Source organism: Alistipes sp. DJF_B185 (genome assembly GCF_964250025.1).
Classification (GTDB): domain Bacteria; phylum Bacteroidota; class Bacteroidia; order Bacteroidales; family Rikenellaceae; genus Alistipes; species Alistipes finegoldii.
In genome coordinates this window covers 44,984-68,627 of record NZ_CAXUDY010000015.1, presented here as the reverse complement: position 1 = coordinate 68,627, position 23,644 = coordinate 44,984, and the positions used below count along the sequence as shown (strand labels likewise).

At 58.2% G+C, this 23,644-nt stretch carries 20 protein-coding genes; 11 read left to right on the top strand and 9 right to left on the bottom strand.

Annotated elements, in window-relative coordinates; genetic code table 11:
• Positions 1-464: 464 nt before the first annotated feature.
• From ACESTR_RS13800 to ACESTR_RS13775, 6 genes are all read left to right on the top strand, one after another.
• Entirely contained in the window at positions 465-1,781 is a 1,317-nt protein-coding gene (locus ACESTR_RS13800) for a M23 family metallopeptidase (protein WP_217729850.1), read from the top strand.
• 380 nt (positions 1,782-2,161) lie between these two features.
• The gene (locus tag ACESTR_RS13795) at positions 2,162-2,569 is read left to right on the top strand and encodes a pyridoxamine 5'-phosphate oxidase family protein (RefSeq protein ID WP_373179375.1); all 408 of its coding nucleotides are present in this window, start codon (positions 2,162-2,164) and stop codon (positions 2,567-2,569) included.
• Positions 2,539-3,246: a 2-C-methyl-D-erythritol 4-phosphate cytidylyltransferase gene (locus ACESTR_RS13790; RefSeq protein ID WP_009598370.1), complete on the top strand. Its 708-nt coding sequence runs from the start codon at positions 2,539-2,541 to the stop codon at positions 3,244-3,246. The genes ACESTR_RS13795 and ACESTR_RS13790 overlap by 31 nt, the downstream gene beginning before the upstream one ends.
• On the top strand, positions 3,230-3,808 hold the full coding sequence (locus ACESTR_RS13785) for a PH domain-containing protein (protein ID WP_195290165.1): 579 nt from the start codon (positions 3,230-3,232) through the stop codon (positions 3,806-3,808). Before ACESTR_RS13790 ends, ACESTR_RS13785 begins: the two co-directional genes overlap by 17 nt.
• 150 nt (positions 3,809-3,958) lie before the next feature.
• On the top strand, positions 3,959-4,123 hold the full coding sequence (gene rd, locus ACESTR_RS13780) for a rubredoxin (RefSeq protein ID WP_009598359.1): 165 nt from the start codon (positions 3,959-3,961) through the stop codon (positions 4,121-4,123).
• Positions 4,124-4,437: 314 nt separating this feature from the next.
• Positions 4,438-4,866 carry a hypothetical protein gene (locus tag ACESTR_RS13775; RefSeq protein ID WP_237959060.1) on the top strand — a complete coding sequence of 143 codons (429 nt, stop codon included), beginning with the start codon at positions 4,438-4,440 and terminating at the stop codon, positions 4,864-4,866.
• Between the two features lie 69 nt (positions 4,867-4,935).
• Here ACESTR_RS13775 and ACESTR_RS13770 read toward each other — a convergent pair whose 3' ends face one another.
• Both ACESTR_RS13770 and ACESTR_RS13765 read right to left on the bottom strand, forming a co-directional pair.
• Positions 4,936-6,951, bottom strand: a complete 2,016-nt coding sequence (locus tag ACESTR_RS13770) for a dipeptidyl-peptidase 3 family protein (RefSeq protein WP_410518376.1) — start codon at positions 6,949-6,951, stop codon at positions 4,936-4,938.
• Positions 6,952-7,203: 252 nt separating this feature from the next.
• Complete coding sequence (locus ACESTR_RS13765; RefSeq protein WP_288488931.1) at positions 7,204-7,860, bottom strand: outer membrane beta-barrel protein; 657 nt, start codon at positions 7,858-7,860, stop codon at positions 7,204-7,206.
• 365 nt (positions 7,861-8,225) lie between these two features.
• Here ACESTR_RS13765 and panC point away from each other — a divergent pair, with 365 nt between their 5' ends.
• The 4 genes from panC to ACESTR_RS13745 all read left to right on the top strand — a co-directional run bounded on the left by panC (position 8,226) and on the right by ACESTR_RS13745 (position 12,972).
• Complete coding sequence (panC, locus tag ACESTR_RS13760; RefSeq protein ID WP_227042761.1) at positions 8,226-9,062, top strand: pantoate--beta-alanine ligase; 837 nt, start codon at positions 8,226-8,228, stop codon at positions 9,060-9,062.
• On the top strand, positions 9,062-9,421 hold the full coding sequence (panD, locus tag ACESTR_RS13755; RefSeq protein ID WP_009598363.1) for an aspartate 1-decarboxylase: 360 nt from the start codon (positions 9,062-9,064) through the stop codon (positions 9,419-9,421). The genes panC and panD overlap by 1 nt, the downstream gene beginning before the upstream one ends.
• A 126-nt stretch (positions 9,422-9,547) precedes the next feature.
• Positions 9,548-10,060 (top strand): DUF456 domain-containing protein, encoded by a 513-nt coding sequence (locus ACESTR_RS13750; protein ID WP_009598367.1) that lies wholly within the window; start codon positions 9,548-9,550, stop codon positions 10,058-10,060.
• Positions 10,061-10,071: 11 nt separating this feature from the next.
• Positions 10,072-12,972: a M16 family metallopeptidase gene (locus ACESTR_RS13745; protein WP_227042762.1), complete on the top strand. Its 2,901-nt coding sequence runs from the start codon at positions 10,072-10,074 to the stop codon at positions 12,970-12,972.
• A 78-nt stretch (positions 12,973-13,050) separates the two neighbouring features.
• Here the strand turns inward: ACESTR_RS13745 and ACESTR_RS13740 are convergent, their stop codons facing one another.
• A complete protein-coding gene (locus ACESTR_RS13740; protein WP_373179373.1) occupies positions 13,051-15,180 on the bottom strand; it encodes a PL29 family lyase N-terminal domain-containing protein in 2,130 nt (709 codons plus the stop codon).
• Between the two features lie 659 nt (positions 15,181-15,839).
• On the opposite strand from ACESTR_RS13740, the gene ACESTR_RS13735 reads away from it, so the two are divergent.
• Positions 15,840-17,006 (top strand): fibronectin type III domain-containing protein, encoded by a 1,167-nt coding sequence (locus ACESTR_RS13735; protein WP_373179376.1) that lies wholly within the window; start codon positions 15,840-15,842, stop codon positions 17,004-17,006.
• 75 nt (positions 17,007-17,081) lie between these two features.
• Here ACESTR_RS13735 and ahcY read toward each other — a convergent pair whose 3' ends face one another.
• From ahcY to ftsH, 6 genes are read right to left on the bottom strand one after another with little or no spacing between them, the layout of a single operon-like run.
• Positions 17,082-18,491, bottom strand: coding sequence for an adenosylhomocysteinase (gene ahcY, locus ACESTR_RS13730; RefSeq protein WP_288488939.1), 1,410 nt, complete (start codon positions 18,489-18,491; stop codon positions 17,082-17,084).
• A 6-nt stretch (positions 18,492-18,497) separates the two neighbouring features.
• The gene (locus ACESTR_RS13725; RefSeq protein WP_278713690.1) at positions 18,498-18,863 is read right to left on the bottom strand and encodes a riboflavin kinase; all 366 of its coding nucleotides are present in this window, start codon (positions 18,861-18,863) and stop codon (positions 18,498-18,500) included.
• Positions 18,863-19,969 (bottom strand): AI-2E family transporter, encoded by a 1,107-nt coding sequence (locus ACESTR_RS13720; RefSeq protein ID WP_009598703.1) that lies wholly within the window; start codon positions 19,967-19,969, stop codon positions 18,863-18,865. The genes ACESTR_RS13725 and ACESTR_RS13720 overlap by 1 nt, the downstream gene beginning before the upstream one ends.
• 12 nt (positions 19,970-19,981) lie before the next feature.
• Entirely contained in the window at positions 19,982-20,653 is a 672-nt protein-coding gene (locus tag ACESTR_RS13715) for a phosphatidylserine decarboxylase family protein (protein ID WP_009598707.1), read from the bottom strand.
• A 20-nt stretch (positions 20,654-20,673) separates the two neighbouring features.
• Positions 20,674-21,498 carry a phosphatidate cytidylyltransferase gene (locus ACESTR_RS13710; RefSeq protein ID WP_373179372.1) on the bottom strand — a complete coding sequence of 275 codons (825 nt, stop codon included), beginning with the start codon at positions 21,496-21,498 and terminating at the stop codon, positions 20,674-20,676.
• Positions 21,499-21,551: 53 nt separating this feature from the next.
• Positions 21,552-23,630: an ATP-dependent zinc metalloprotease FtsH gene (gene ftsH / locus ACESTR_RS13705; RefSeq protein ID WP_217729840.1), complete on the bottom strand. Its 2,079-nt coding sequence runs from the start codon at positions 23,628-23,630 to the stop codon at positions 21,552-21,554.
• Positions 23,631-23,644: the final 14 nt, after the last annotated feature.

Here is a 23,644-nt window from a genome sequence, read left to right as displayed (position 1 = left end):
GTCCCTCGTCATTCATTTCGCTCTTTTTGAGGTAGAACGTAACCGTTACATCCGTCTGTTTCATAACTCTATTTTTTATGTTGCAAAATTACTTGATATAGAGTTATTTACAGTTATGAAAATTATAGCGGAACAAAGAATAAAACCCCGGATGCCGGTAACATAACCTGTATTTCCATGAAAAACGGAAAAAAACGGTTATCTTTACGGGCAAAATATAGGGTTCTTTGCATGGTGAACGGTAAAACCGCAGGTGGTCAAGCGTTATTTTGCCGGATTATCCGGGGCTAAAAAAGGCAACGGATAAGTAGCAAATCTTTCTCTTAACCTTTCATTATCCTGCATTTTAGCGATTTGGAAAGGTATAGAAGAATTTGGCTTAACTCTCCTCAATACCAAACACTTACTTTATTTATCCAAATTTTGCCGTTTTTTTGCGAGTTCTTATTATCTTTGTTTCGATTATGAAAAGTCTCAGATTACCCATATGCGTCCTGCTGCTGGTTGCGGCGGGGGCGTGCAGCAGAACGCAGCAGCAGGAGACGGCCGGGGAGGAAGCCGCCGAGCAGCACAATATCGTATACGGCATCAACGCCGACAATTACCGCACCGAGACCGGCGAGGTGGGAAGCGGCGAAACGCTAGGCAAAATCCTGAACGGATTCGGCGTTTCGGCGCTGACGATCGACCGGCTCGACAAGGCTTCGAAGGATATTTTCCCGCTGCGCAACATCCGCGCGGGACACAAGTACACGGCCTTCATCCACGAGGATTCGCTCTATGCCCCGCACTTGGATTATCTGGTTTACGAACGCAACGTCGCCGAATACGTGGTCTTCGGATTCCACGACGACTCGGTGAGCGTCCGCACGGGCGAAAAACAGTTTACCGTGCGCCGCACCAAGAAGAGCGCCACGATCAACTCGTCGCTCTGGGGCGCTATCATGGAGCAGGAGCTGCCCTATGCGCTGGCCGCCGAAATGGAGGACATTTACCAGTGGACGGTGGACTTCTTCGGCATCCAGAAAGGCGACAACTTCACGGTCATCTACGACGAGCGGTTCATCGACGACAGCGTCTCGGTCGGCATCGGCCGCATCTGGGGCGCGAAATTCTGTCAGGGCGGCAAGGAGTACTACGCCATTCCGTTCCGGCAGGGCGGCAAAATCCGTTACTGGGAGTATGACGGCGCAAGCCTGCGCAAGCAGATGCTCAAGGCGCCGCTGAAATATTCGCGCATCAGCTCGAAATTCACCTACGCCCGCAAACATCCGATCTACAAGGTATACCGCCCGCATACGGGCGTCGATTACGCCGCACCGAAAGGCACGCCCGTGCATGCCGTCGCCGACGGCGTGGTCACCTTCAAAGGCTGGGGCGGCGGAGGCGGCAACACGCTCAAGATCAAGCATGCGGGCAACCTGATGACGGGTTACCTGCACCTGAGCGGCTACGCCAAAGGCATTTCGAAGGGTTCGCGCGTATCGCAGGGCCAGCTGATCGGCTATGTCGGATCGACGGGCGCTTCGACGGGACCGCATCTCGACTACCGCATCTGGAAAAACGGCACGCCGATCGACCCGCTGAAAGTTCCGCAGGAACCCGCCGAGCCGATCGCAAAAGAGAACCGGGCGACGTTCGAATTCGTACGCGACCGCATCGCGGCCGAGCTGAACGGCGAGGTGAAGGACGAAGAGCGCATCACGCAGCTGGATTCGCTCGTAATTCCGCAGGCTCCGGCGGCTTCCGCCCCGGCAGGCGAAACCACGGCAGCGAAATAACGCATATGGCGGCAGCGGAAACGGACGGGAAAAAGGTGCAGCCGGCAGTCGCAACAAAAGCAGCGGAGAGGCGGGACACGGAAAAACCGGGGACGGAACACAAGGCTCAGGAAATGAAAACGGAAGAAGCCCCGACTGAGAAAGGGAGCGTCCCGGCTGCGGAAAGCAACTCCCCGGCTACAAAGGGGGACGCTGCGGCTGCAGAAGGGAGCGCCCCGACTACAAAGGGGAACACTCCGGCGGCGGAAGAGAACGCTGCCGTTGCGGAAGGAAGCGCCTCGGCTGTGGAAAAGAGCTCTCCGGTTGCGGAAACACCCGGAAGCGCGGAATCCGGGACGGCAAAAACGAGCGGCTGCGGCGAAGCAATAAACGAACGTTTCGTGCGTTTTCTCCGGCGGCACCATGTACTGACGCTGGCCACCGTCGCGGAAGGGATCCCCTACTGCTCGAATGCGTTCTACTGTTACGACAAGGAGCGAAACCTGCTCGTATTCACATCGGACCCCGCAACGCGCCATGCGCAGGAAATGGAGCGCAATCCGCGTATCGCGGCATCGGTGGTCCTCGAAACGAAAATCGTGGGCCGGGTGCAGGGATTGCAGCTGTGCGGCACGGCAGCGCGGGCCGACGAAACGGCCAGACGGGCATACCTCAAACGGTTTCCCTACGCGGCGCTGGCCGAGCTGACGCTCTGGGCGATAAGGCCCGATTATATGAAACTGACCGACAATACGCTCGGTTTTGGAAAGAAACTGATATGGAACGACAAACTGGAGTCATCATCGTAGCGGGCGGCGGCGGAAGCCGCATGGGAGGGGCGCGTCCCAAGCAGTTCATGCTGCTGGGGGGCATGCCCATACTGGCGCGCACGATCAACAACTTCGCCGCGGCGCTTCCCGGAGCGGAAATCGTCGTCGTACTGCCCGCCGAACACACAGGCTTCTGGCACAATCTGTCGGCGCGTTTCGAAGTGGCGCCGCACACGGTCGCCGAAGGGGGCCGGGAGCGGTTCCACTCGGTGAAAAACGGATTGGCGGCCCTGAAACGCGATCCGGAGCTGATCGCCGTACAGGACGGCGTGCGGCCGCTGGGGTCGCAGGAGCTGATCCGGCGCACGGTCGCGGCCGCTGCGGAACACGGCACGGCGATTCCGGTCGTCGAGCCTGTGGATTCGTTCCGCGAAACGGACGGCGCGGCTTCGCAGATCATCGACCGCCGCCGCCTGCGCATCGTCCAGACGCCGCAGGTATTCCGCGCCGAGCTGCTGCGCCGCGCCTACGAAACGGAATACCGGCCCGAATTCACCGACGACGCTTCGGTAGTCGAACTGTCCGGGGAAGCTGTATTTCTCTGCGAAGGCGAACGGGCGAACCTGAAGATCACGACTCCCGAAGATACGGTCATTGCCGAAGCATTGCTGGCTGACCGCGAAGAAACGCACGAAACGGATGGAGAAAATATATAAATACCGCTTCAGCCGCCGCACGATCTATTGGACGCTGATCTATCTGGTGGTCTTCGGACTGCTGGGCGGACTGCTGTACCACCTCTACGAGGGAGGTTATCTCTCGGCGTGGTTCACGTCGTTCATCGTGGCGCTCATCGCCCTGATGTCGCTGTCGATTCCCCGCTACATCGTGGTTACGGACGAAAAGGTCGAGGTGCGCTGTCTGCTGGACATCACCGAGATAAAGCGCGGGGAAATCGCCTCGGTACGCCGCGTCGATCCCAAGCGGATGAAATGGTTCTTTCCGCTCTTCGGCGGCTGCGGATTCTTCGGTTACTACGGCCATTTTCTGGACCTGCGCCGGTTCGAACGCGTACGTCTGTACGCTTCGGAGTGGAAGAACTTCGTGGAGATCACCGACATATACGAGGAGCGGCTCTACGTGTCGTGCTCCGACGCGGATTGTCTGGTCGCCGAACTCATGCCGCCGGGCGGCAACCGGCTGACCGAAGAGGCCGCGGAAGAAGAGGAGGAGGAACGGGAGGAAGCGCAGACCGCAAAGGAGACGCAGACAACCTGAGAAACGCAGGCGACATAAGACGGCATCCGATTTGCGGAAGCGACGGAATGCCCGACCGGACAAAAAACGGCCCGAAAAGGAGAGAATACGCAATTAACTGCATTATACCGAAATCAACACATTTTTTATTCACTTAAAAAGACAGAGAAGATGAAAAAGTACCGTTGCATCGTATGCGAATGGATTTACGATCCCGCAGTCGGCGATCCCGACGGCGGCATCGCCCCCGGAACGTCGTTCGAGGATATTCCCGACGATTGGGTCTGCCCCGTCTGCGGCGTAGGCAAAGACCAGTTCGAAGAGGTCGAGGAGTAAATCCGAAAGACCGGAAAAGTGCGAGACGCATCCCACGGGTGCGTCTCGCGGCGTATACGGCGGGGTCAAAAAGCGGGAAAGGCTGTTGTGCAGTTTGCGGAAAATTATTATTTTTGTCTGCCGTGCATTTTGCGCGGTACAATCCAAATTTATATAACAATGAAAAAAATCCTATTCCTGATGGCCGTTGCGGCCATGACGTGGGGGGGGGTAACGCCGTAACGGCACAAACCCTCGAACCCGATTTCGAGGGTGAGGTCGTCGGAATATATTCCGACGGATCGTCCGCAAAACTCGAAAAACACAACGTTCAGATGCGAACCGGCGGCGGCGTATACATTGCCGGATTCGCAGCCAGCAAATCCAAGACAAAAATAGTAATCGAAGGCGGCAGGGCCGGAATACGGTTCAAAACAGGAGAGCCGTTCGCCCTCATCGTCCGCGCCAAGGACAACAAAGCCGACCCGATGTCGATCGTGCGCATCTTCCGGATGAAAAGCACGAAGAAGAACCGTTCAGCGGTGATTTCGGCCGTCGGGTCCTTCGCTGTCCAATCCAACACCATGGAATACCTCCCCTTCTCGGCCGAGAAATACGGGGAAAGCTCCTACCGCCTGACGTTCGGGGAGCAGCCCGAAGGCGAATACGGCATCATCGTCTCGAACCCCAACAACGTGGACGAGAAAATGGTGATCGTTTCGACATTCGCCATCGACGGCGGCGACGAGACCCGGAACCAATGATGACGACACACTGAAAAACAAAAGATGCGCCCCTCGCAGGAGCGCATCTTTTCGTAACGGAGACTACCGTCAGTTGATATTGGGCAGGAACGAATAATTCTTCGAATAACCGAGCATCTGTTTCACGTAGTCGGCCGGATAGCTGATCTTGACGTCCACGATTTTGCCGTCCTTCTCCACGAGTTCGAATTCGGGATTCACGAAACCGCCGTAAGGCTCGATGCTGAGCGCATAATAGCGGTCGCGCACCTCCTTGTGCAGTTCGGGATCGACCTGTACGGCATACCGCTCGACAAGCGCCCGGCCCGCCTCGTAGTCGCCTTCGGACTTGATGCGCTGTATCTCGCGGAGCATGTCGCCGAACAGTCCGCGCAGCTTCTCGTAGTCATTGACCACGACGTAGGTCTTGCCGTTCTCCCTGACCATTTCGATCACGTTGTCGGCCTTGCCGCGCTCGTAGCACCACTCGCAGATCAGTTTGCGGTTGCGCATGTGCGACTCCTCGACGTTCTTGCCCGGCTCGATGCGCGCCAGCTGGGTCATCATGCCGTTCAGGATATATTTCGCATACCCGGCCTTCGCCACGTCGAACGAGGGCACCAGCCCCAGCTCGACCATTTTGGGATCGCCCAGATAGTAGAGACCGAACAGGTCGGCGCGCGTCTCTTCGAGCGTCGAGCTGTAGCTTTTCAGCTCGCCGCCCTTGACGCCCGGAGCCAGCTGGCCCGAACCGTGGCCCAGACACTCGTGCAGGTCGGTGTGCAGGTCGTCGGCCAGCTTGCCGTACTTGTCCATCACCGCACGGTCGTCGGCACGCAGCACGAACTCCTCGTTGAAGCCGTTGCCGTGGGCGGCCATATCGTAGGCATAGGTGATGTTGTCGATGGTCACCGACTTAGAGCCGTATTCCTTGCGGATCCAGTCGGCGTTGGGCAGGTTGATGCCGATCGGCGTGGCGGGATAGCAGTCGCCGCCGAGCATCGCCACCGTAATGACCTTGGCCGAAACGCCCTTCACCTTCTCCTTGCGGTAACGGGGATCGACGGGCGAATGGTCCTCGAACCACTGCGCGTTCTCCGAAATGACCTCGGTGCGGTGGCAGGCCTCCTTGTCCATGAAATCGACGATGCCTTCCCACGACGCCTTGCGTCCCAGCGGATCGCCGTAATCCTCGATAAAGCCGTTCACGAAATCGACATTCGACACGGTATCCTTCACCCAGCCGATGTTATAGCGGTCGAATTCGCGCAAATCGCCCGTCTTGTAATAGCTGATGAGCGCGGCGATATTGCTCTTCTGCGGCTCGGCCGCCACGGCCTGCGCCTTTTCGAGCCAGTAGACGATCTTCTCGATGGCGGGCGAATACATGCCGCCTATCTTCCAGACGCGCTCCCTGACCACCCCGTCCTCTTTGACCAGCTTGGAATTCAGGCCGTAGGAGATCGGTTCGGGATCGTGGGGGTCCGCCATGTCGGCGTAGAACTTCTCGACTTCGGCCTGCGTCACACCCTCGTAATAGTTGTTCGACGAAGTGGCGATCAGGTCCTCGCCGGCGGTCTGGTTCAGGCGCGTCTTGTAGAGCGAAGCGTCGAAAATGGCTTTGCAGACCTCGCCGCGCAGCGGGTTCAGCTCGCCGAACTTCTCTTCGGGAATGGTCTCGATCACGTCGAGCAGGTAACCTTCGGTGAATTCGGGCACGAACTTGTCGTTCGAATAGTGGTGATGGATGCCGTTGGCGAACCAGACCTTTTTCAGGTATTTCTCCAACGCCTTCCACTCGGCCGTCGTGCGGTCGCCCTCGTAATTCTCATACACCGTTTCGAGCGTGCGGCGCACGGCGAGGTTGTATTTGAAATTCTGGTCGAACAGGATGTCGCGGCCGCATTTGGTCGCTTCGGCCAGATAATAGATCAGCTCCTTCTCCTCCAGCGGAAGCTGCTCGAAGCCGGGGACTTCGTAACGGATGACCTTGATGTCGTCGAAACGGTCGACGATCCACGGGGTTTCGCTTCGGGAAGCCCCGCCGCACGAGGTCAGTGCGAGAGCGGTAACAGTCATAGATGCAAACGTCAATAAATTTTTCATATCGTTCGGGTTTGGAATTTCTCGCCAAAAACGGCACGCTCCCGGCAAACGGCCGGAACCGGATTCCGCCGGAAAGCGCCTGCCGTGCAAGGACAGCGCAAGCCGAATGCAGAGCCGCAAACCGGCCCTGCCGGGACACCGTCCGTCCAAGCCGGGGTTTCGCTTCGGCAAAGATAGCAAAAAACGGACAAAACAATACGAAAGATGCGCACATCCCGAAGGACATGCGCACCGTTCATTCAGGCAGCGGGGTTAAAAGTTGTAACCCAGCGAAATGAAGAAGCTGCCGTTCTTTATCTTACCCTCGCCCGAATCCTTGGAGATATTGAGCAGGCCGAGATCGTAGCCGACGCCCGCATAGTAATGCTTCATGACGGTAACCCCTACGCCGAAGCGCAGTCCGAAATCGGAACGCTTGAACATTTGGCCTTCGACGGAGCCGTCCTCGACGGGCACTGAAATCTCCTTGAACAGATCGACTTTCGCGGCGTCGCCCTTGAGCTTGCCGTGGATGCCGAAACCGTAATAGACGCCGGCGGCTGGCTGGATCGAGACGCTTTTAATATTGAAGTGCCAGCTCACCATAGCCGGAACCTGCAGGTACAGCATGTTGAATTTGGCCTTTCCTTCCACGTCTAAATCCAGATCGCCCGCCGTCACCGACGCCCCGCGTCCGGAGAGGTAAAGTCCCGTTTCGAAATAGAGGGGAAGCACCCGCAGCACGGGCTGCTGATAGGCAAAGCCCACATGATAGGAGGCGCGCGAGTCCAGCGACGCGCTCAGGCCCCCTGCGCTGAGATGGAGATTCGCCACGTTGAGACCGGCACGAACGCCGAACGAGCTTTCGTTCTGTCCGAAAGCGGTCAGACCGGCCGCAAGGGCAAGCAGACACAGTAAGATTTTCTTCATAGTCAATTAAAAATCGTCTCCGGCCCCGGAGAGAGCGGTTATCAGTGTATTGCGGAAACAGAGGCCCCCGGACTCCCGCATCGGCAGATGCGGGCGACGGGCATTCCCGCTTGGGTCTAAATATCTGTAAATATAGTCGCTTTTTGCCATTCCCCGAAATATATTCAACGAATTCCACATCTTTTCGCACGAACGGCTTGTCCGCAGCGCGGCAGCAGCCCGACCGAAAGCGGCAAAACGCCCCGCAGAAGCGTTTTCGGCCGGGGAAAGGCCGCCGCCGGAGTGTCCGGCGCTTTTTTTCCGTTTTTTCTTCGTTATGTTTGCGGGAATTCATACCTTTGCCCCGCAAGTTCGTTTCAGAAGAGATGAAAATATTCACAAGCGTCAAAGAGCTCCGCGCGGAGCTGGAGACTGCGGAGCAGTCCGGAATCGGGTTCGTCCCGACGATGGGCGCCCTGCATGCGGGACACCGCTCGCTGGTCGAGCGCGCCCGCCGGGAGAACGCCACCGTCGTGGTGAGCGTCTTCGTCAATCCCACCCAATTCAACGACAAAAACGACCTGAGACATTATCCCCGCACTCCGGAGGCCGACGCGCGTCTGCTGGAGCGGGCCGGCGCGGATTTCGTGCTGATGCCTTCGGTCGAGGAGATATACCCGGAACCGGACGGCCGTCAGTTCGACTTCGGACAGATCGACAAGGTGATGGAGGGCGCCACACGCCCCGGTCACTTCAACGGCGTGGCGCAGGTCGTCAGCCGGCTGTTCGACATCGTACGCCCGGCGCGCGCCTACTTCGGGGAAAAAGATTTCCAGCAGATCGCCGTCGTCAAGGCGATGGTGGACCAGTTGTCGCTTCCGGTCGAGATCGTCGAATGCGAGATCGTCCGCGGCGAAGACGGGCTGGCCCTCTCGTCGCGCAACACGCTGCTCGACGCGGAGCACCGCGCCGCAGCCCCGCAGATCTACGCCGCCCTGCGCGCCGCCGCCGAAAAGTCGCAGGAACTGACGCCCGAAGCGCTGAAGGCATGGGTCACGGCCGAGGTGGAGCGCAATCCGCTGCTGAAGGTCATCTACTACCAGTCCGTCGATGCGCGGACGATGCAGGAGGTCGCCGCATGGAGCGACGCCGAGCATATTCAGGGCTGTATCGCCGTGCAAGCGGGAGACATTCGTTTAATCGACAACATCCGTATCCGATAATGAAATTCCAGATTGAAGTCATCAAATCCAAGATCCACCGCGTAACGGTCACGCAGGCCGATCTGCATTACGTGGGCAGCATCACCATCGACGAGGCGCTTTTGGAGGCGGCCAACATCATCGAGGGCGAAAAGGTCCAGATTATGGACATCGACAACGGAGAGCGTTTCGAGACCTACGTCATCAAGGGAGAACGCGGAAGCGGCTGCATCTGCCTCAACGGCGCCGCGGCCCGGAAGGTGCAGGTCGGCGACGTCATCATCATCGCCTCCTATGCGCTGATGGATTTCGAAGACGCCAAACAGTTCAAGCCGTGGATCGTATTCCCCGACACGGCGACGAACCGGCTCGTGAAATAACGGCTTCACCGTCCTGCAAGGCGGTAAACCGTCATAAGTAATGTAAAATCTCCCGTTTCAGGGAGATTTTTTGCTATAAATGCTTACCTTTGTTAAATAACGGATATTTTTCCACTGCTGAATATTATGGACATAGCACTCTCCGTCGCAGCATTTCTGCTCTCGATCGTCGGCATCGTCGGCTGTATCGTCCCCGCCCTGCCCGGCGTAGTACTCAGTTACGCAGGACTTCTCTGCGCCTACTTCACCTCCTATTCGAGCATGTCGCCGGCGGCCATCTGGCTATGGCTGGCCATTACCGTGGCGGTCAGCGTCGCCGACTATTTCCTGCCGGCGTGGATGACCCGCCGCTTCGGAGGCTCCCGTTCGGGCGCCATCGGCGCCACGGTCGGCGTCTTCGCCGGATTCTTCTTCTTTCCGCCCGTCGGCATCATCCTCGGCCCCTTCTTCGGCGCCGTGCTCGGCGAGCTGCTCAACGACCGCCGCGACGCGGGCAAGGCGTTTCTGGTCGGCATAGGCTCGTTCCTCTCGTTCGTCGTCGGCACGGGCATCAAACTCGCGGCGGCGATCGGCATGTTCGTCCATGTGACGGCCGACACCTACCCCGCCGTCCGGGACTGGTTCGCAACTCTTTTCTAACCCTATCGATAATGAGAAAGTTTCTACTATTTGCGGTAGTCATCGCAGCGATGCTGGCCGCGGCTTGTTCCAAGTACAAGTACGAAACGGTGGCGGGCGATCCGTTGAACACCCGCATCTACACGCTCGACAACGGACTGAAAGTCTACATGAGCGTAAACAAGGAGGCGCCCCGCATCCAGACCTATATCGCCGTGAAGGTCGGCGGCAAGAACGACCCCGCGGAGACCACGGGTCTGGCGCACTACTTCGAACACCTGATGTTCAAAGGCACGCAGCAGTTCGGCACTTCGGACTACGCCGCGGAGAAACCGATGCTCGACGAGATCGAAAATCTCTTCGAGGTTTACCGCAAGACCGCCGACGAGGCCGAGCGCGCGGCCATCTACCGCCGCATAGACTCGATCAGCTACGAAGCTTCGAAAATCGCCATTCCCAACGAGTACGACAAGCTGATGTCGGCCATCGGCGCCAACGGCACCAACGCCTTCACGTCGCAGGACATGACGGTCTACGTCGAGGACATTCCCTCGAACCAGATCGACAACTGGGCCAAAATCCAAGCCGACCGTTTCAAGAATCCCGTGATCCGCGGCTTCCATACCGAGCTGGAGACCATTTACGAGGAGAAGAACATGTCCCTGACGCAGGACAGCCGCAAAGTCTGGGAAGCGATGGACGCCGCGCTGTTCCCCAACCACCCCTACGGCACGCAGACCGTGCTGGGTACGCAGGAACATCTGAAAAATCCGTCGATCACCAACGTCCGAAACTACCACAAGACCTACTACGTGCCCAACAACATGGCCGTATGCGTTTCGGGCGATTTCGAACCCGACGAAATGGTGGCCACGATCGAAAAGTACTTCGGCGACATGCAGCCCAATCCCAACCTGCCCGAACTGCAGTTCGAACCCGAAAAGCCGATCACGACTCCCGTGGTGAAGGAGGTTTACGGACTCGAAGCGGCCAACGTCATGCTGGGCTGGCGTCTGCCGGGCGCGAACGACAAATCGACCGACATCAGCGACATCGTAGGTTCGATCCTCTACAACGGACAAGCCGGACTGATCGACCTCGACCTGAACCAGCAGCAGAAGGTGCTCTCGGCCTACGGCTACGCCTCGACGCAGCCCGATTACAGTTCGTTCCTCGTGGCCGGACGCCCCAAGACGGGACAGTCGCTCGACGAAGTCCGCGACCTGCTTCTGGAGGAGGTGGCAAAACTGCGGGAGGGGGACTTCGATGAAAAACTCATCGAAGCGACCATCAACAACTACAAAATGCAGCTGATGCGCTCGTTCGAGGAGAACGACAGCCGCGCGATACTCTATGTCTATTCGTTCATCAGCGGCGCGGACTGGGCCGACGAAGTCGCACGGATCGACCGCATGTCGAAGATCACCAAGCAGGACGTCGTGGAGTGGGCCAACAAATACCTCGGTCCCGAAAGTTACGCCATCATCTACAAACGCGAGGGCAAAGACCCCGACGAGCAGAAAATCGCCGCCCCGAAGATCACCCCGATCGTGACCAACCGCGACTCACAGAGCGAATTCCTCTCCGAGATACAGACCTCGCAGGTGCAGCCGATCGAACCCGTATTCGTCGATTACAAGAAGGACATGTCGCAGTTCGAGGCGCAGCCCGGCATCGACGTTCTCTACAAGAAGAACGAGACCAACGATATCTTCACGCTGATCTACGTCTTCAACACCGGTACGGAGAACGATCCGGCGCTCAATCTGGCATTCAACTACCTGAGCTATCTGGGGACCGACAAGATGACCGCCGAAGAGATCGCATCGGAGATGTACGACATCGCCTGCTCGTTCTACATGAACGCCGGGGCCAACCAGAGTTCTATCCAGATCACCGGACTGAGCGAAAACATGGGTAAAGCCATGGAGATCGTCGAAGGGCTGATCGCCGGCGCCAAGCCCGACGAAGCGATTCTGGAGAACCTCAAAGGCGACATGCTCAAGAGCCGTGCGGATGCGAAGCTCAATCAGAGCCGCTGTTTCGGCGCACTCCAGCGCTATCTGTTCTACGGCGGCGACTTCATCCGCCGCACGACCCTTACCGACCCGGCGCTGCAGGCGCTGACCTCGGAGCAGCTGCTCGCCAAAATCGGCGGTCTGATGGGCAAACAACACGAAGTGCTCTACTACGGCCCGCAGAAAGAGACCGAAATCAAGAGTGCGCTGGCTGAACACCACAAGGTCGCCGCCGACCTGCAGCCGCTGGAGAAGAAGTTCAGCGCCCTGCTGCCCACCGACGCGAACAAGGTCGTACTGGCTCAGTACGACGCCAAGCAGCTCTACTACCTGCAGTTCTCGAACCGCGGCGAGAAATTCGACGTGGCGGCCGATCCCGAAATCACGCTCTACAACGAATATTTCGGCGGCGGCATGAACACCATCGTCTTCCAAGAGATGCGCGAAGCGCGCGGTCTGGCATACTCGGCATGGGCCACCCTCGCTACGCCGAGCAACGCCAACGGCGATTACAGCTACTACGCCTTCATCGCCACGCAGAACGACAAGATGCAAAAAGCCGTCGAAGCGTTCGACGACATCATCAACAACATGCCCGAATCGGAGAAGGCGTTCGGCATCGCCAAGGAGGCGCTCGTCTCCCGCCTGCGCACCGAGCGCACGGTCAAAGACGGCGTATTGTGGAGCTATCTCCGCGCCCGCGATCTGGGCCTCGACGCCCCCCGCGACAAGCAGATTTTCGAGAAGGTCCAGTCCATGACGCTCGACGACGTGAAAGCCGCCCAGCAGAAGTGGGTCAAAGGCCGCAAATACGTCTACGGCATTCTGGGCGACATTCAGGACCTCGATCTCAACTACCTGAAAACCCTCGGTCCCATTCAGACCGTATCGCAGGAGGAGATTTTCGGCTATTGACGCGCCGGAATCCGCAGAAACGAAGAACGCCGCAGGAAATCTCCTGCGGCGTTCCCGTTTTCAGTATGTCCGGAACGGCTAACGGCGGAAGACCTTGCCGCCCATGGCGCTCGCGGCGGCGTTTTTCACGCTCGTCTGGTCAATCGTCCCCTTCGTCACGAAGCGGGCGAGGGTCGGACGCGTCGTGATCGCCCCGTCCTCCGAAACGCCGTAGGCGCAAACGATATAAGCCGTCGCGGCCCAGAGGTCGGTCCACTTGTTGCTGTCCTCACCCTTCGAAAGCAGGCTGGAAAGCGTGATCTGCTGCGACTCGGCCCATATCTTGGTCCAGATCAGGTCGTCCACGGCAAACTGCAGGTCGGCGTCGAACTGCTCCTGCTGCGCGGCTCTGGTGACGCTGAAATAATAAGTGACGTTCCTGTTCGACGGCACGACGTTCACCGTTACGTCCTGACGCTCGACCGTGGTGGTGATTTCGAACGTACACTCCTCGGAAGGGGTGAATTTTCCGGTCTTGAAGGCTGCCTTCGACAACGGCGAGGTGGCATTGCCGTCGGTGCAGGAGAAGGCATAGACATAGTACTCCGTATCATCGACCAGTCCCATGCGCGTAGCGCCTGCCTCTTCGATATAGGCCGGAGCCACGACAGTCTGCGTTTCGGTGAAGGTCAGATCGGCCCATGTCAGCGCGCCGCTCTCCAGTTCGTCTTTGTAGGCCTTCTTGTAAATCTCGATACGCGACGTCATAAAGGCGGCGTCATCGTCATAAGTGTCGAATTCCGACTTGCGGATAAAACCGTGGAGGTACCCCAGATCGTCCGACGGAACGCAGACGTACTTGGCGCCGTACCACGACACGTCGGAGACGTCGATGCGGTAAACGGTATTGATTACGACCGGCTCCTGAGTCTTGAAAGGAACCGTCATCACACCTGTGGTAAGGGTGCTGCTGGAAGTGGCGGCATTGGCTTCAAAGCCAAATATCACGGCATAATATTCCGTAGCGGGTTGCAACCCGATACTTAACGAAAGGTCCGATTTCATCCCCTTGCTGGCATAATTGTCGAGCCAGCCCATGGTGGCATAGAATCCCAGCATCGAAAGGTAACCGTTAGGGGCTTTGACCAGATAATCAGTCCCTTTAGCGTCGATCTCCTCTTTCGTACCATATCCTACATACCAATATGTCTCGGTATTCTTCGGGGTAACGGCCATCGTAACGATCTTGTCGGTGATCTCCGTGATATTGACCGTGAAATCTTCACCCACGGTCTCGCCTCTGTAGTCGGCGTCGGCCACCACGTCCATCATCACGGCGTCGGCCTGACCGTTGGCGCTGAAGTAGGTGATGCCCACCGTACCCCGCAGATCGGCGCACTCCTTATGCGCTTCGGTCGGGGCCGTGACCGTCAGCTTGCCGTCGGCATAGGTCACCTTCCACTCGTCGGGCTTCGAAACAAGGGTTTTCGTCACCCCGGCGGACTCGACGTCCCAGACCTTGGTCTCGCCGAAAACGAAAGTCGCGACTTCGGGCGCCTTGCGGATCAGCATGTAGAAATTGCTGCGCACGGGCACCGTCACGATCGAACCGTCGCTCAGTTCGAAATAGACATTGTTGTCGTCGTAATTGATGCTCTTGAACAGCGAACCGATGCTGCTGCCCTCGGTCACGGCGGAAACGGGATCGCCCGCGGCATCGAGAATCCGCTCGGAGGTCTTGCCGCCGTCGTAGCTGATCGTCCAGTAGCCCTCGTCATCGACCGACATCACGGGTTTGACGCTTTCGCCCGTCACGCGCAGTTTCGCGCCGCCGGCCATCAGCCACTCGGTTTTGCCGTCGGTCGTGATCGTCCAATAGTAGACCTCGTCCGTATCCTGCTTGACGCCGATAACGGGTGCATCGGCTCCGGCCGTGCCGTTCTTGATCTCGGCCGTCGTGTTGTCCGAAAAATAGATGACATAGCCGTCGGCGCCCTTTTCGACCTTGACGACGGTCACCGCATCGTCCACGATTTTCTGGAGGGCCGCAATCTCGGTGTTCATCTGGCCGATCTTGGTTTCGAGAGCCTCGATCCGGCTCTTCAGGTCGTTCACATTCTGCCACAGTTCCGAGTCGTCATAGTCGTCGCAACCCGTCAGCAGGGGGGGGGAAACAAGGAGCAGTGCGCCCATGCAGGCGGCCAGTCTCCGCATCGTAAAAAATCTCATAGCAATTTATTTAAGTTAAACAAAAGTAGGGTCGGATACATGACGGCGCCGCATCAAGCGACAGCCGACAATAATTATATACGGATAGAAATAACTTGCAGAATCGGTAAACCTGTTCAAAGATAGGTATTTTCATGACAAAAACCAATCAATCGGGAAAACAGAAGGGACAATATTTAACAGCCGTCCGAAAAAACTGCCCGAAAAAGGAGCATCTGCGCACGGCTGACGGATGAAGTTTCCGGATAATTCCGCCCGGCAGACAGATAGCGGCAGTGCGTACGTCCCGCTTCCAATCCGCACCGGGCCGGAAAAAATATTCGAAAAAAAATAAAATTACGATTCGTAATTTTCAGGCCCCGGTTCGAAAAAAGCCTGCAAATTTCAGCCGCAGGAAAAGAAAAAAATTATAAAACAAACCGAATATTACGGTTACAATCCGTTTTCGGAGCCCTTCCGCGGAGGGCGAACGGGTATTGGAATTTTCGGAGAAAACCTGTAAATTCGTTTCGCAATTTTTTAAACTCATCAAAAATCTTCAACTCTTTTATCCCACACGTTATGAAAAAATTATTACCGTATCTGCTGCTTTTCATATTGGCAGGGGGGGGGTTTCCTGCTCCGACGATGATCCGACCGTTCCGGAACCGGAAGCCGTGATGCCGCCGGCCCCCACCGCATCGGACATCACCTCCGACTCCTTTGCAATCTCATGGGAAGCGGTCGAAGGAGCCGTATCCTACACCTACACCCTGCTGCATAAGAACACCCACGGCGCAATCACGGTGATCGTTCCCGAAACCAACACCGATGCGCTCTCGGCTGCTTTCACCGAACTGAAAGCATCGACAGCCTACACTTTCCGCATCAAGGCGCTGGGCGACGGCGAAAAGACGCTCGACTCGGAGTGGTGCGAATGCCCGGTAACGACCGGCGAACCGGAATATCTCTCCGGTCCGTGGGTGACGTTCGAAGTCAACTACGAAGAACGCACCAGCTATTACTGCCGCATCACGGCGACGTTTACCCCCAACGACAAGACCGTCGCCTATTACGCCACGTGCGTATACGGCAGCTACTTCGACGACGACCCGGACGATCCCGACTTCGAGCCCAACACCGAAGAGGACATGATCGGGTATCTGAGCGCCCAAAAACCCATTTCCAACAACACGCTGACCGAATCGTCTTGGGGATACTCCACCGAGTACATCCTCGCGGTAGTCGGCGTCGATGCCGACGGCAATTTCGGCAAGCTCAACTGGGCGAAACTCAAGACTCCGGCACGCTCGTCGTCGGGCGATCAGGGCCAGAGCGAGGCCGCGCTGCGCATCCAGCACGTGGTGGTCAACTCCTCCGAACTCGAAGGTGCCCCCGAAAACTGCTTTGCAACGGTGTACCGTTTCGAACCGACCGCCGGCGCCCGCGCATTCCGCTACGAGGACGGCTACTACAAGGGCGATTTCGCCAAAAAGGAGACTTCCTACTGGCGCCAGTATTTCTCGTCGCTCGCAAACGCCTACGGCGAAGACTACGACGGCTACTACTCCGGCTGGAAAAGCAGCATGGATCTGGAAGTGAGCGCCGACGGGTTCTATTACTACGACGTCACGTTCTGGGACGTTTCGATGGCAAACGAAACCTTCGAAGTGATCTACATGGCCTACGATGCCGACGGGGTTCCCGGCGTCCCGGCCTGCTACACGGTGACCCTGCCCGCGGAGATACCCGCCGTAACGCCCCAGCAGACACCTTCGGCATATAAGGCTGCCGTCGCAGCAGCCAACCGGCTCGCACATCCGCAGGCCCTTCCCCGCCGCCGCTGATCTGCGGAACGGTTGAAAACGAAAAGAGGATACCCAACAAGGTATCCTCTTTTTCCATGCCGGATGCCGCCGGTCTCAATAGCGGTAATGCTCCGCCTTGTAGGGACCGTCGGGACTCACGCCGATATAATCCGCCTGTTTTTCGGTCAGGCGGGTCAGCTCCACGCCCAGATTGTCCAGATGCAGGCGCGCCACCTCTTCGTCGAGATGCTTGGGCAGGCGGTAAACGCCCACTTCGAGCTTCTCCTGCCAAAGTTCCATCTGCGCCAGACACTGGTTCGTGAAGGAGTTCGACATCACGAACGAGGGATGGCCCGTCGCGCAGCCGAGGTTCACGAGACGGCCTTCAGCCAGCACGAAAATCGAATGTCCGTCGGGGAAGGTGAACTTATCGACCTGCGGCTTGATATTGGTCTTGACGGCGCCCGATTTTTCGAGCCGCGCCATCTGTATCTCGTTGTCGAAGTGGCCGATGTTGCAGACGATCGCCTGATCGCGCATCCGCTCCATATGCTCCAGCGTGATGATGTCGCAGTTGCCCGTGCAGGTCACGAAAATATTGCCTTCGTCGAGGGCGCTTTCGACGGTCTTCACCTCGAAGCCCTCCATCGCCGCCTGCAGGGCGCAAATCGGATCGATCTCGGTCACGATAACGCGCGCTCCGTACGAACGCATCGACGCGGCGCAGCCCTTGCCCACGTCGCCGTAGCCGCACACGACCACCACCTTGCCGGCGATCATCACGTCGGTCGCACGCTTGATACCGTCGGCCAGCGACTCGCGGCAGCCGTAGAGGTTGTCGAACTTGGACTTGGTGCAGGAGTCATTGACGTTGATGGCCGGAACGAGCAGTTCGCCCGCCTCCTGCATCTGGTAGAGCCGATGTACGCCCGTAGTGGTCTCCTCGCTGACGCCCTTCCATTCGGCCACCGTGCGGTGCCATTTATCCTTGTCCTCGGCAAGCACCTTCTTCAGCGTGTCGATAATCACCTCCTCTTCGTAGGAGGAGGGGGCGTAATCGAGCGTCGAAGCGTCGTCCTCGGCTTTGAAGCCCTTGTGAATCAGAAGCGTCGCATCGCCGCCGTCGTCCACGATCAGCTGCGGGCCCTTGCCGCCCGGAAACGACAGCGCCATGGCCGTACACCACCAGTATTCGGGCAGCGTCTCGCCCTTCCATGCAAAAACGGGAACGCCCGTCTCGGCAATCGCGGCGGCGGCATGGTCCTGCGTCGAGAAGATGTTGCACGAACACCAGCGCACGTCGGCGCCCAGTTCCACGAGGGTCTCGATCAGCACGGCGGTCTGGATCGTCATATGCAGCGAACCCATGACGCGCACGCCTTTCAGCGGCTTCTGCGGGCCGTACTTGCGGCGCACGGCCATCAGTCCGGGCATTTCGTGCTCGGCGATCTCGATCTCTTTGCGTCCCCACCCGGCCAGCGACATGTCGGCTACCTTGTAGGGCATTGTCAAGTCTAAATACATAACTGTTTATTTTAATTTCAAAATATATTCCTTGTCTTTTTCGATCTGCGCCCGCAGCTCCTCCAGCGTATCGAACCGCCGCTCGTCGCGGATCTTTTCGAGCAGTTCCACGCGCAGCATACGGCCGTACAATGCGCCGCTGAACCCGAAAACATGCGTTTCGAGACGCCGCGCCGTCCCGCCGACCGAAGGATTGCGGCCGAGGTTCGACATCGCGTCGTAAACCGCTCCGTCCACCTCGGCGCGCGAACGGTAAACGCCGTCCTTCGCGGCGACGGAATCGGGAACGGCCACGTTCGCCGTCGGAAATCCGAGCTCGCGTCCGAGCCGGCGTCCGTGTTCCACAACGCCCTCGATAATCACCTTTTCCATCAGATTTTTTCGGTCAGTTTACGCACCAGACTGAACTGCGAGAAGAACTCCTTGGCGAAGACGCGCAGTACGGTATAGGAGGGAATCGCCAGCAGCATGCCGAGGATTCCGGCCAGCGACCCGGCGATCAGAATCACGAGAAAGATCTCCAGCGGATGCGCCTTGACGCGCGACGAATAGAGCGTCGGCTGCAGCACGAAGTCGTCGAGTCCCTTGAGGATCAGCAGCGAACCGATGATGACGACGGCCGTATGCCCCACGGTCATGCCCCCGATCGGGGTCACGATGCCCACGAAGACCGAAACCACGCCGCCGATAAGCGGCCCGGCATAGGGCACCACGTTCATCACGCCCATGACCAGCCCGATGAACGCCGCGTCGGCGGCTTTCATCCCGAAGGCCATCATCGTCAGCGACACGGCGACCATCAACAGCAGGCTTTCGGAGAGGATTCCCGTAAAATAGCGCGCCAGCAAGAGGGTTACGGAGTCGAGCGCACGGGTGATGTTCTCGTGATAACGTTCGGGGAACATCGCCGTAATCATAGCATAGAAAAGCCCCTCGTCCCGCAGGAAGAAGAAGGTGATGAAGGTGATGGAGAAAATAGCGATCACGGAGGAGAGCACGACATTGACGATCGACGCAAAGACCGTGTTGAGCGACTCGATGTCGATCACCTGCTTGAGCGCCGACGCGAGGGCCTCCGAGAGCGAGAAGGTGCTTTCGGGCATGGCGAAGAATTCGTGCAGGTAGCTTTGGGCGCGGGCTATCGGTTCTTCGATGCTCGCCACGACGGTGGCGAAATCGACGTTCGACAACTGGTAGATCTTATTGAAGACCAGCGGCACGAACAGCGAACACAATGTCGCCAGCACCACCCAGATGACGATCAGCGTCGCCAGCGCCGCCAGCCAGCGGGGCACTTTCCAGCCCTTGATATGCAATGCCGCGAGCCGTTTGACCAGCGGATTGCCCATGACGGCCAGCACGGCCGAGATCAGCACATAGACGACGATCGACCGGAAGTACCAGACCAGAAAGAGGACGGCCGCAGCAACCGCCGCGCCCGCAATAAACCGCAGGAAGGTCTGGGGTGTCGCCCTCATACATCGGATGAATTAAGCTTTCGGAAGGCGTGCGATCGGAGTCTGCGAACCCACCACAGGATCGCCGATCTCGACCAGCAGTTCGCTGTTCTTCGGAACGAGCACATCGACGCGCGACCCGAATTTGATGAAGCCGCAGACGCTGTTCTGCTCCACAGGCGAACCCACTTTCATATAGGAGATGATACGGCGCGCGATCAGGCCTGCGATCTGACGGAAGAGAACCTTCTGTCCCGAAGCCATCTTCACCACGGTCGTGGTGCGTTCGTTTTCGGTCGAGGACTTGGGATGCCACGCCACCAGAAAACGGCCCGGATGGTATTTGAAATATTCGACGGTACCGCCCACGGGAACCCAGTTCATATGGACGTTGGTGACGGACATGAAGATCGAAATCTGGAGCATCTCCTCATTCAGATACTCGTTTTCCTTCACGACTTCGGTCACGACGACGCGGCCGTCGCAGGGCGAAAAGGCGAGGTCGGCATCGTGGATGCGCACGCGGCGGGGTTCCCGGAAAAACGCGACGATAAAGAACCAGAACAGCAGCAACAGCACGGCGCTCACCCACAACAGCGAAATATTCGCGTCGCTGACCAGCAGGTGATAGATCAACCACCACAAAAATACGCAAACGGCGCCGGAAATGCCGATAATTTTGTAGCCTTCTTTATTTATTCTCATAACTTAATTTAGGATTGCAGTTACATAACAAAAAGCATATAGACGAAGACGAACGGCGCCGAGAGCAGCAAGGCGTCGAAGCGGTCCAGCACACCGCCGTGTCCGGGGATCAGATTGCCCGAATCCTTGACGCCCGCGGCGCGTTTGAACATCGACTCCACCAGATCGCCCAGCACGCCCGTTGCGGCCGCTACCAGCGCCAGACCGAGCCACGCCCATACATCGGCATCCAATACCCGCGCGGCAACATAGCCCATCGCCACGGCGCCGGCCAGCCCGCCGAAGAATCCCTCCCACGACTTTTTGGGCGAAAGACGCTCGAACATGCGGTGCCGTCCGACGGACATTCCCACCAGATAGGCGAAGACGTCGTTGGCCCAGATGATGAAGATGTAGAAAATCATCACCCACGGAGTCCACACCTCGCTTCCGATGATCGGAATATAACACATCAGCGAAAGGGGCAATGCTATGTAGCAGACGCCCATCAGCGTCGTGCCGATTCCGGAAGCCGGATTCTGCTGTTTGCGGTAAAGTTCGCAGATGAACATCGCGGGTATCAGCAGGAGCATAAACGCCATTCCGCAGGCAAAAGCCTGACTGGCGCCGCCCAGAATTTCGATGTCGTCCGACACGAACGCGAAATTAAGCGCGAAAAGCACGATGCCTGCCGCCATTCCCACGATTTTTTGCGGGGCATTGCCCTGCTTTTCGGCCAGCCCGTAAAATTCCAGCATGCCGGCGACAAGCATCGCCAGCAACAGTGCGCCGAAACTCCACTGCGACCAGATTACGGCCCCCAGCACCACCACTGCGAGGACTGCGCCGCTCAGTGTACGCACCATGAGGTTCTTCATTTTTTCACTCATCAGATATATCAGCGGGTTAGATTCGTCGGTTACTTGAGTTCGGATTTTTCGGCGTTCGCGGCTCCCGAAGCGGCGGTTTTCGTTCCCGACGCACTTCCGGCATCGCCTTCCTGCGTCGTTCCGGTCCCGGCTGTCGGAGCGTCCGGCGGCGCAGCCGCCGTTCCGGACGCGGCATCGTCGTCGGCGACGACGACACCCTTTTTCGGGTCGTCATCCTCCCGCGGCACCTGCGCCGCCGGGCCGAGTATGCGTTCGATATCCTCGGCATAGATCGTCTCCTTCTCCAGCAGCAGATCCGCCATCCGGTTGATCTGTTCGCTTTTCCGTTCGATGATGCCACGCGCCTTGGCATACGCCTCTTCGATGATGCGGCGCACCTCCGTATCGATGTCGCGGGCCGTCTGCTCGCTGAAAGGCTTGGTAAACGTATCGCGCGTGCCCGACGAGTCGTAATAACTGATCGGGCCGATCTTCTTGCTCATGCCGTAATAGGCCACCATCGCATAGGCCGTCTCGGTCGCCCGCTCCAGATCGCTCAGCGCGCCTGCGCCCAGCGTTCCGTAGTTGACCTCCTCGGCGATCCGGCCGCCCAGCAACCCGGCCAGCCGTTCCTGCAGGGCTTCGTTGGTAACGTGGATGCGGCGTTCGTCGGGCACATACCACGTCGCGCCCAGACTCCGCCCGCGCGGAACCACCGTGACCTTCAGCACGGGATCGCATTGGGGAAGCGACCACATGACGGTAGCGTGCCCCGCTTCGTGAATCGCCGTGGCGCGCCGCTCGGCGGCCGTCATCGGCATATTGGGTTTTTCGAGACCTCCCACGATGCGGTCGATGGCCGCGAGGAAATCCTCCTTCGACACGAATTTCTTGTTGTGCCGCGCGGCGATCAGCGCCGCTTCGTTGCAGACGTTGGCGATGTCGGCGCCCGAAAAACCGGGCGTCTGGCGCGCCAAGAACTCACGGTCGAGCTGCGGATCGAGTTTCAGCGGACGCAGATGGACGTTGAAAATCGCCTCGCGCTCCTTGACGTCGGGCAGCCCCACCTCGATCTGACGGTCGAAACGCCCGGCGCGCATCAGCGCCTTGTCGAGAATGTCGGCGCGGTTGGTCGCCGCGAGGACGATAACGCCCGTATTGGTCTGGAAGCCGTCCATCTCCGTGAGGAGCTGATTCAGCGTATTTTCACGTTCGTCGTTGCCCGAAAATCCGGCGTTCTTGCCGCGGGCGCGGCCAATGGCGTCGATCTCGTCGATGAAGACGATGCAGGGAGCCTTCTGCTTGGCCTGCTCGAACAGGTCGCGGACACGCGATGCGCCCACGCCCACGAACATCTCCACGAAATCGGAACCCGAAATCGAAAGGAACGGCACGTTGGCTTCGCCGGCCACGGCTTTGGCCAGCAGCGTCTTGCCCGTTCCCGGAGGGCCTACCAGCAGGGCGCCCTTGGGAATCTTGGCGCCCAGTTCCTTGTACTTTTCCGACTTCTTGAGGAAATCGACGATCTCCATGATCTCGACCTTGGCTTCCTCCAGTCCGGCCACATCCTTGAACGTCACACGCTTGGAAGCGTCCTTGTCGAAGACCTGCGCCTTGGCTTTACCGACGTTCATGATGCCGCCGCCCGCACCGCCTCCGGCGCCGCGCGACATCGAGCGCATGATGAAAATCCAGACGCCGATAATCAGCACCCACGGCAGCAGGTTGATAAGTACGTTGGTCCAGTCGTTGGCTTTGTTCTCATAGACCACCGGCACGGTCTGTCCCGACTGCTGCTCGGCGTTCTTCAAATCTTCGCGGAACGAATCGACCGATCCGATCGTAAAGGTGAGCTGCACGCCCGTTTCGGGCAGCCGCTTGAAACGTTTGTCCACCGTATCCCTGCGGTACTGTTCGGCAGCCTCCTTCTTCAGAAAAACCTGCGCCTGATCGCGGTTCACGACCTGAATTTTCTCCACGTCGCCCTTTTCGACCATCTCCCGGACCGTCGTCCAGTCGCTGGGCAGCGGCGTGTCGTTGACATCGCCGAATACGTACCAGCCGATGATGAACGCGCCGATCAGACCGTAGATCCACAGCATCGAGGGCCTCGGCATGTTCATATTCATCCTATTATTGTTTT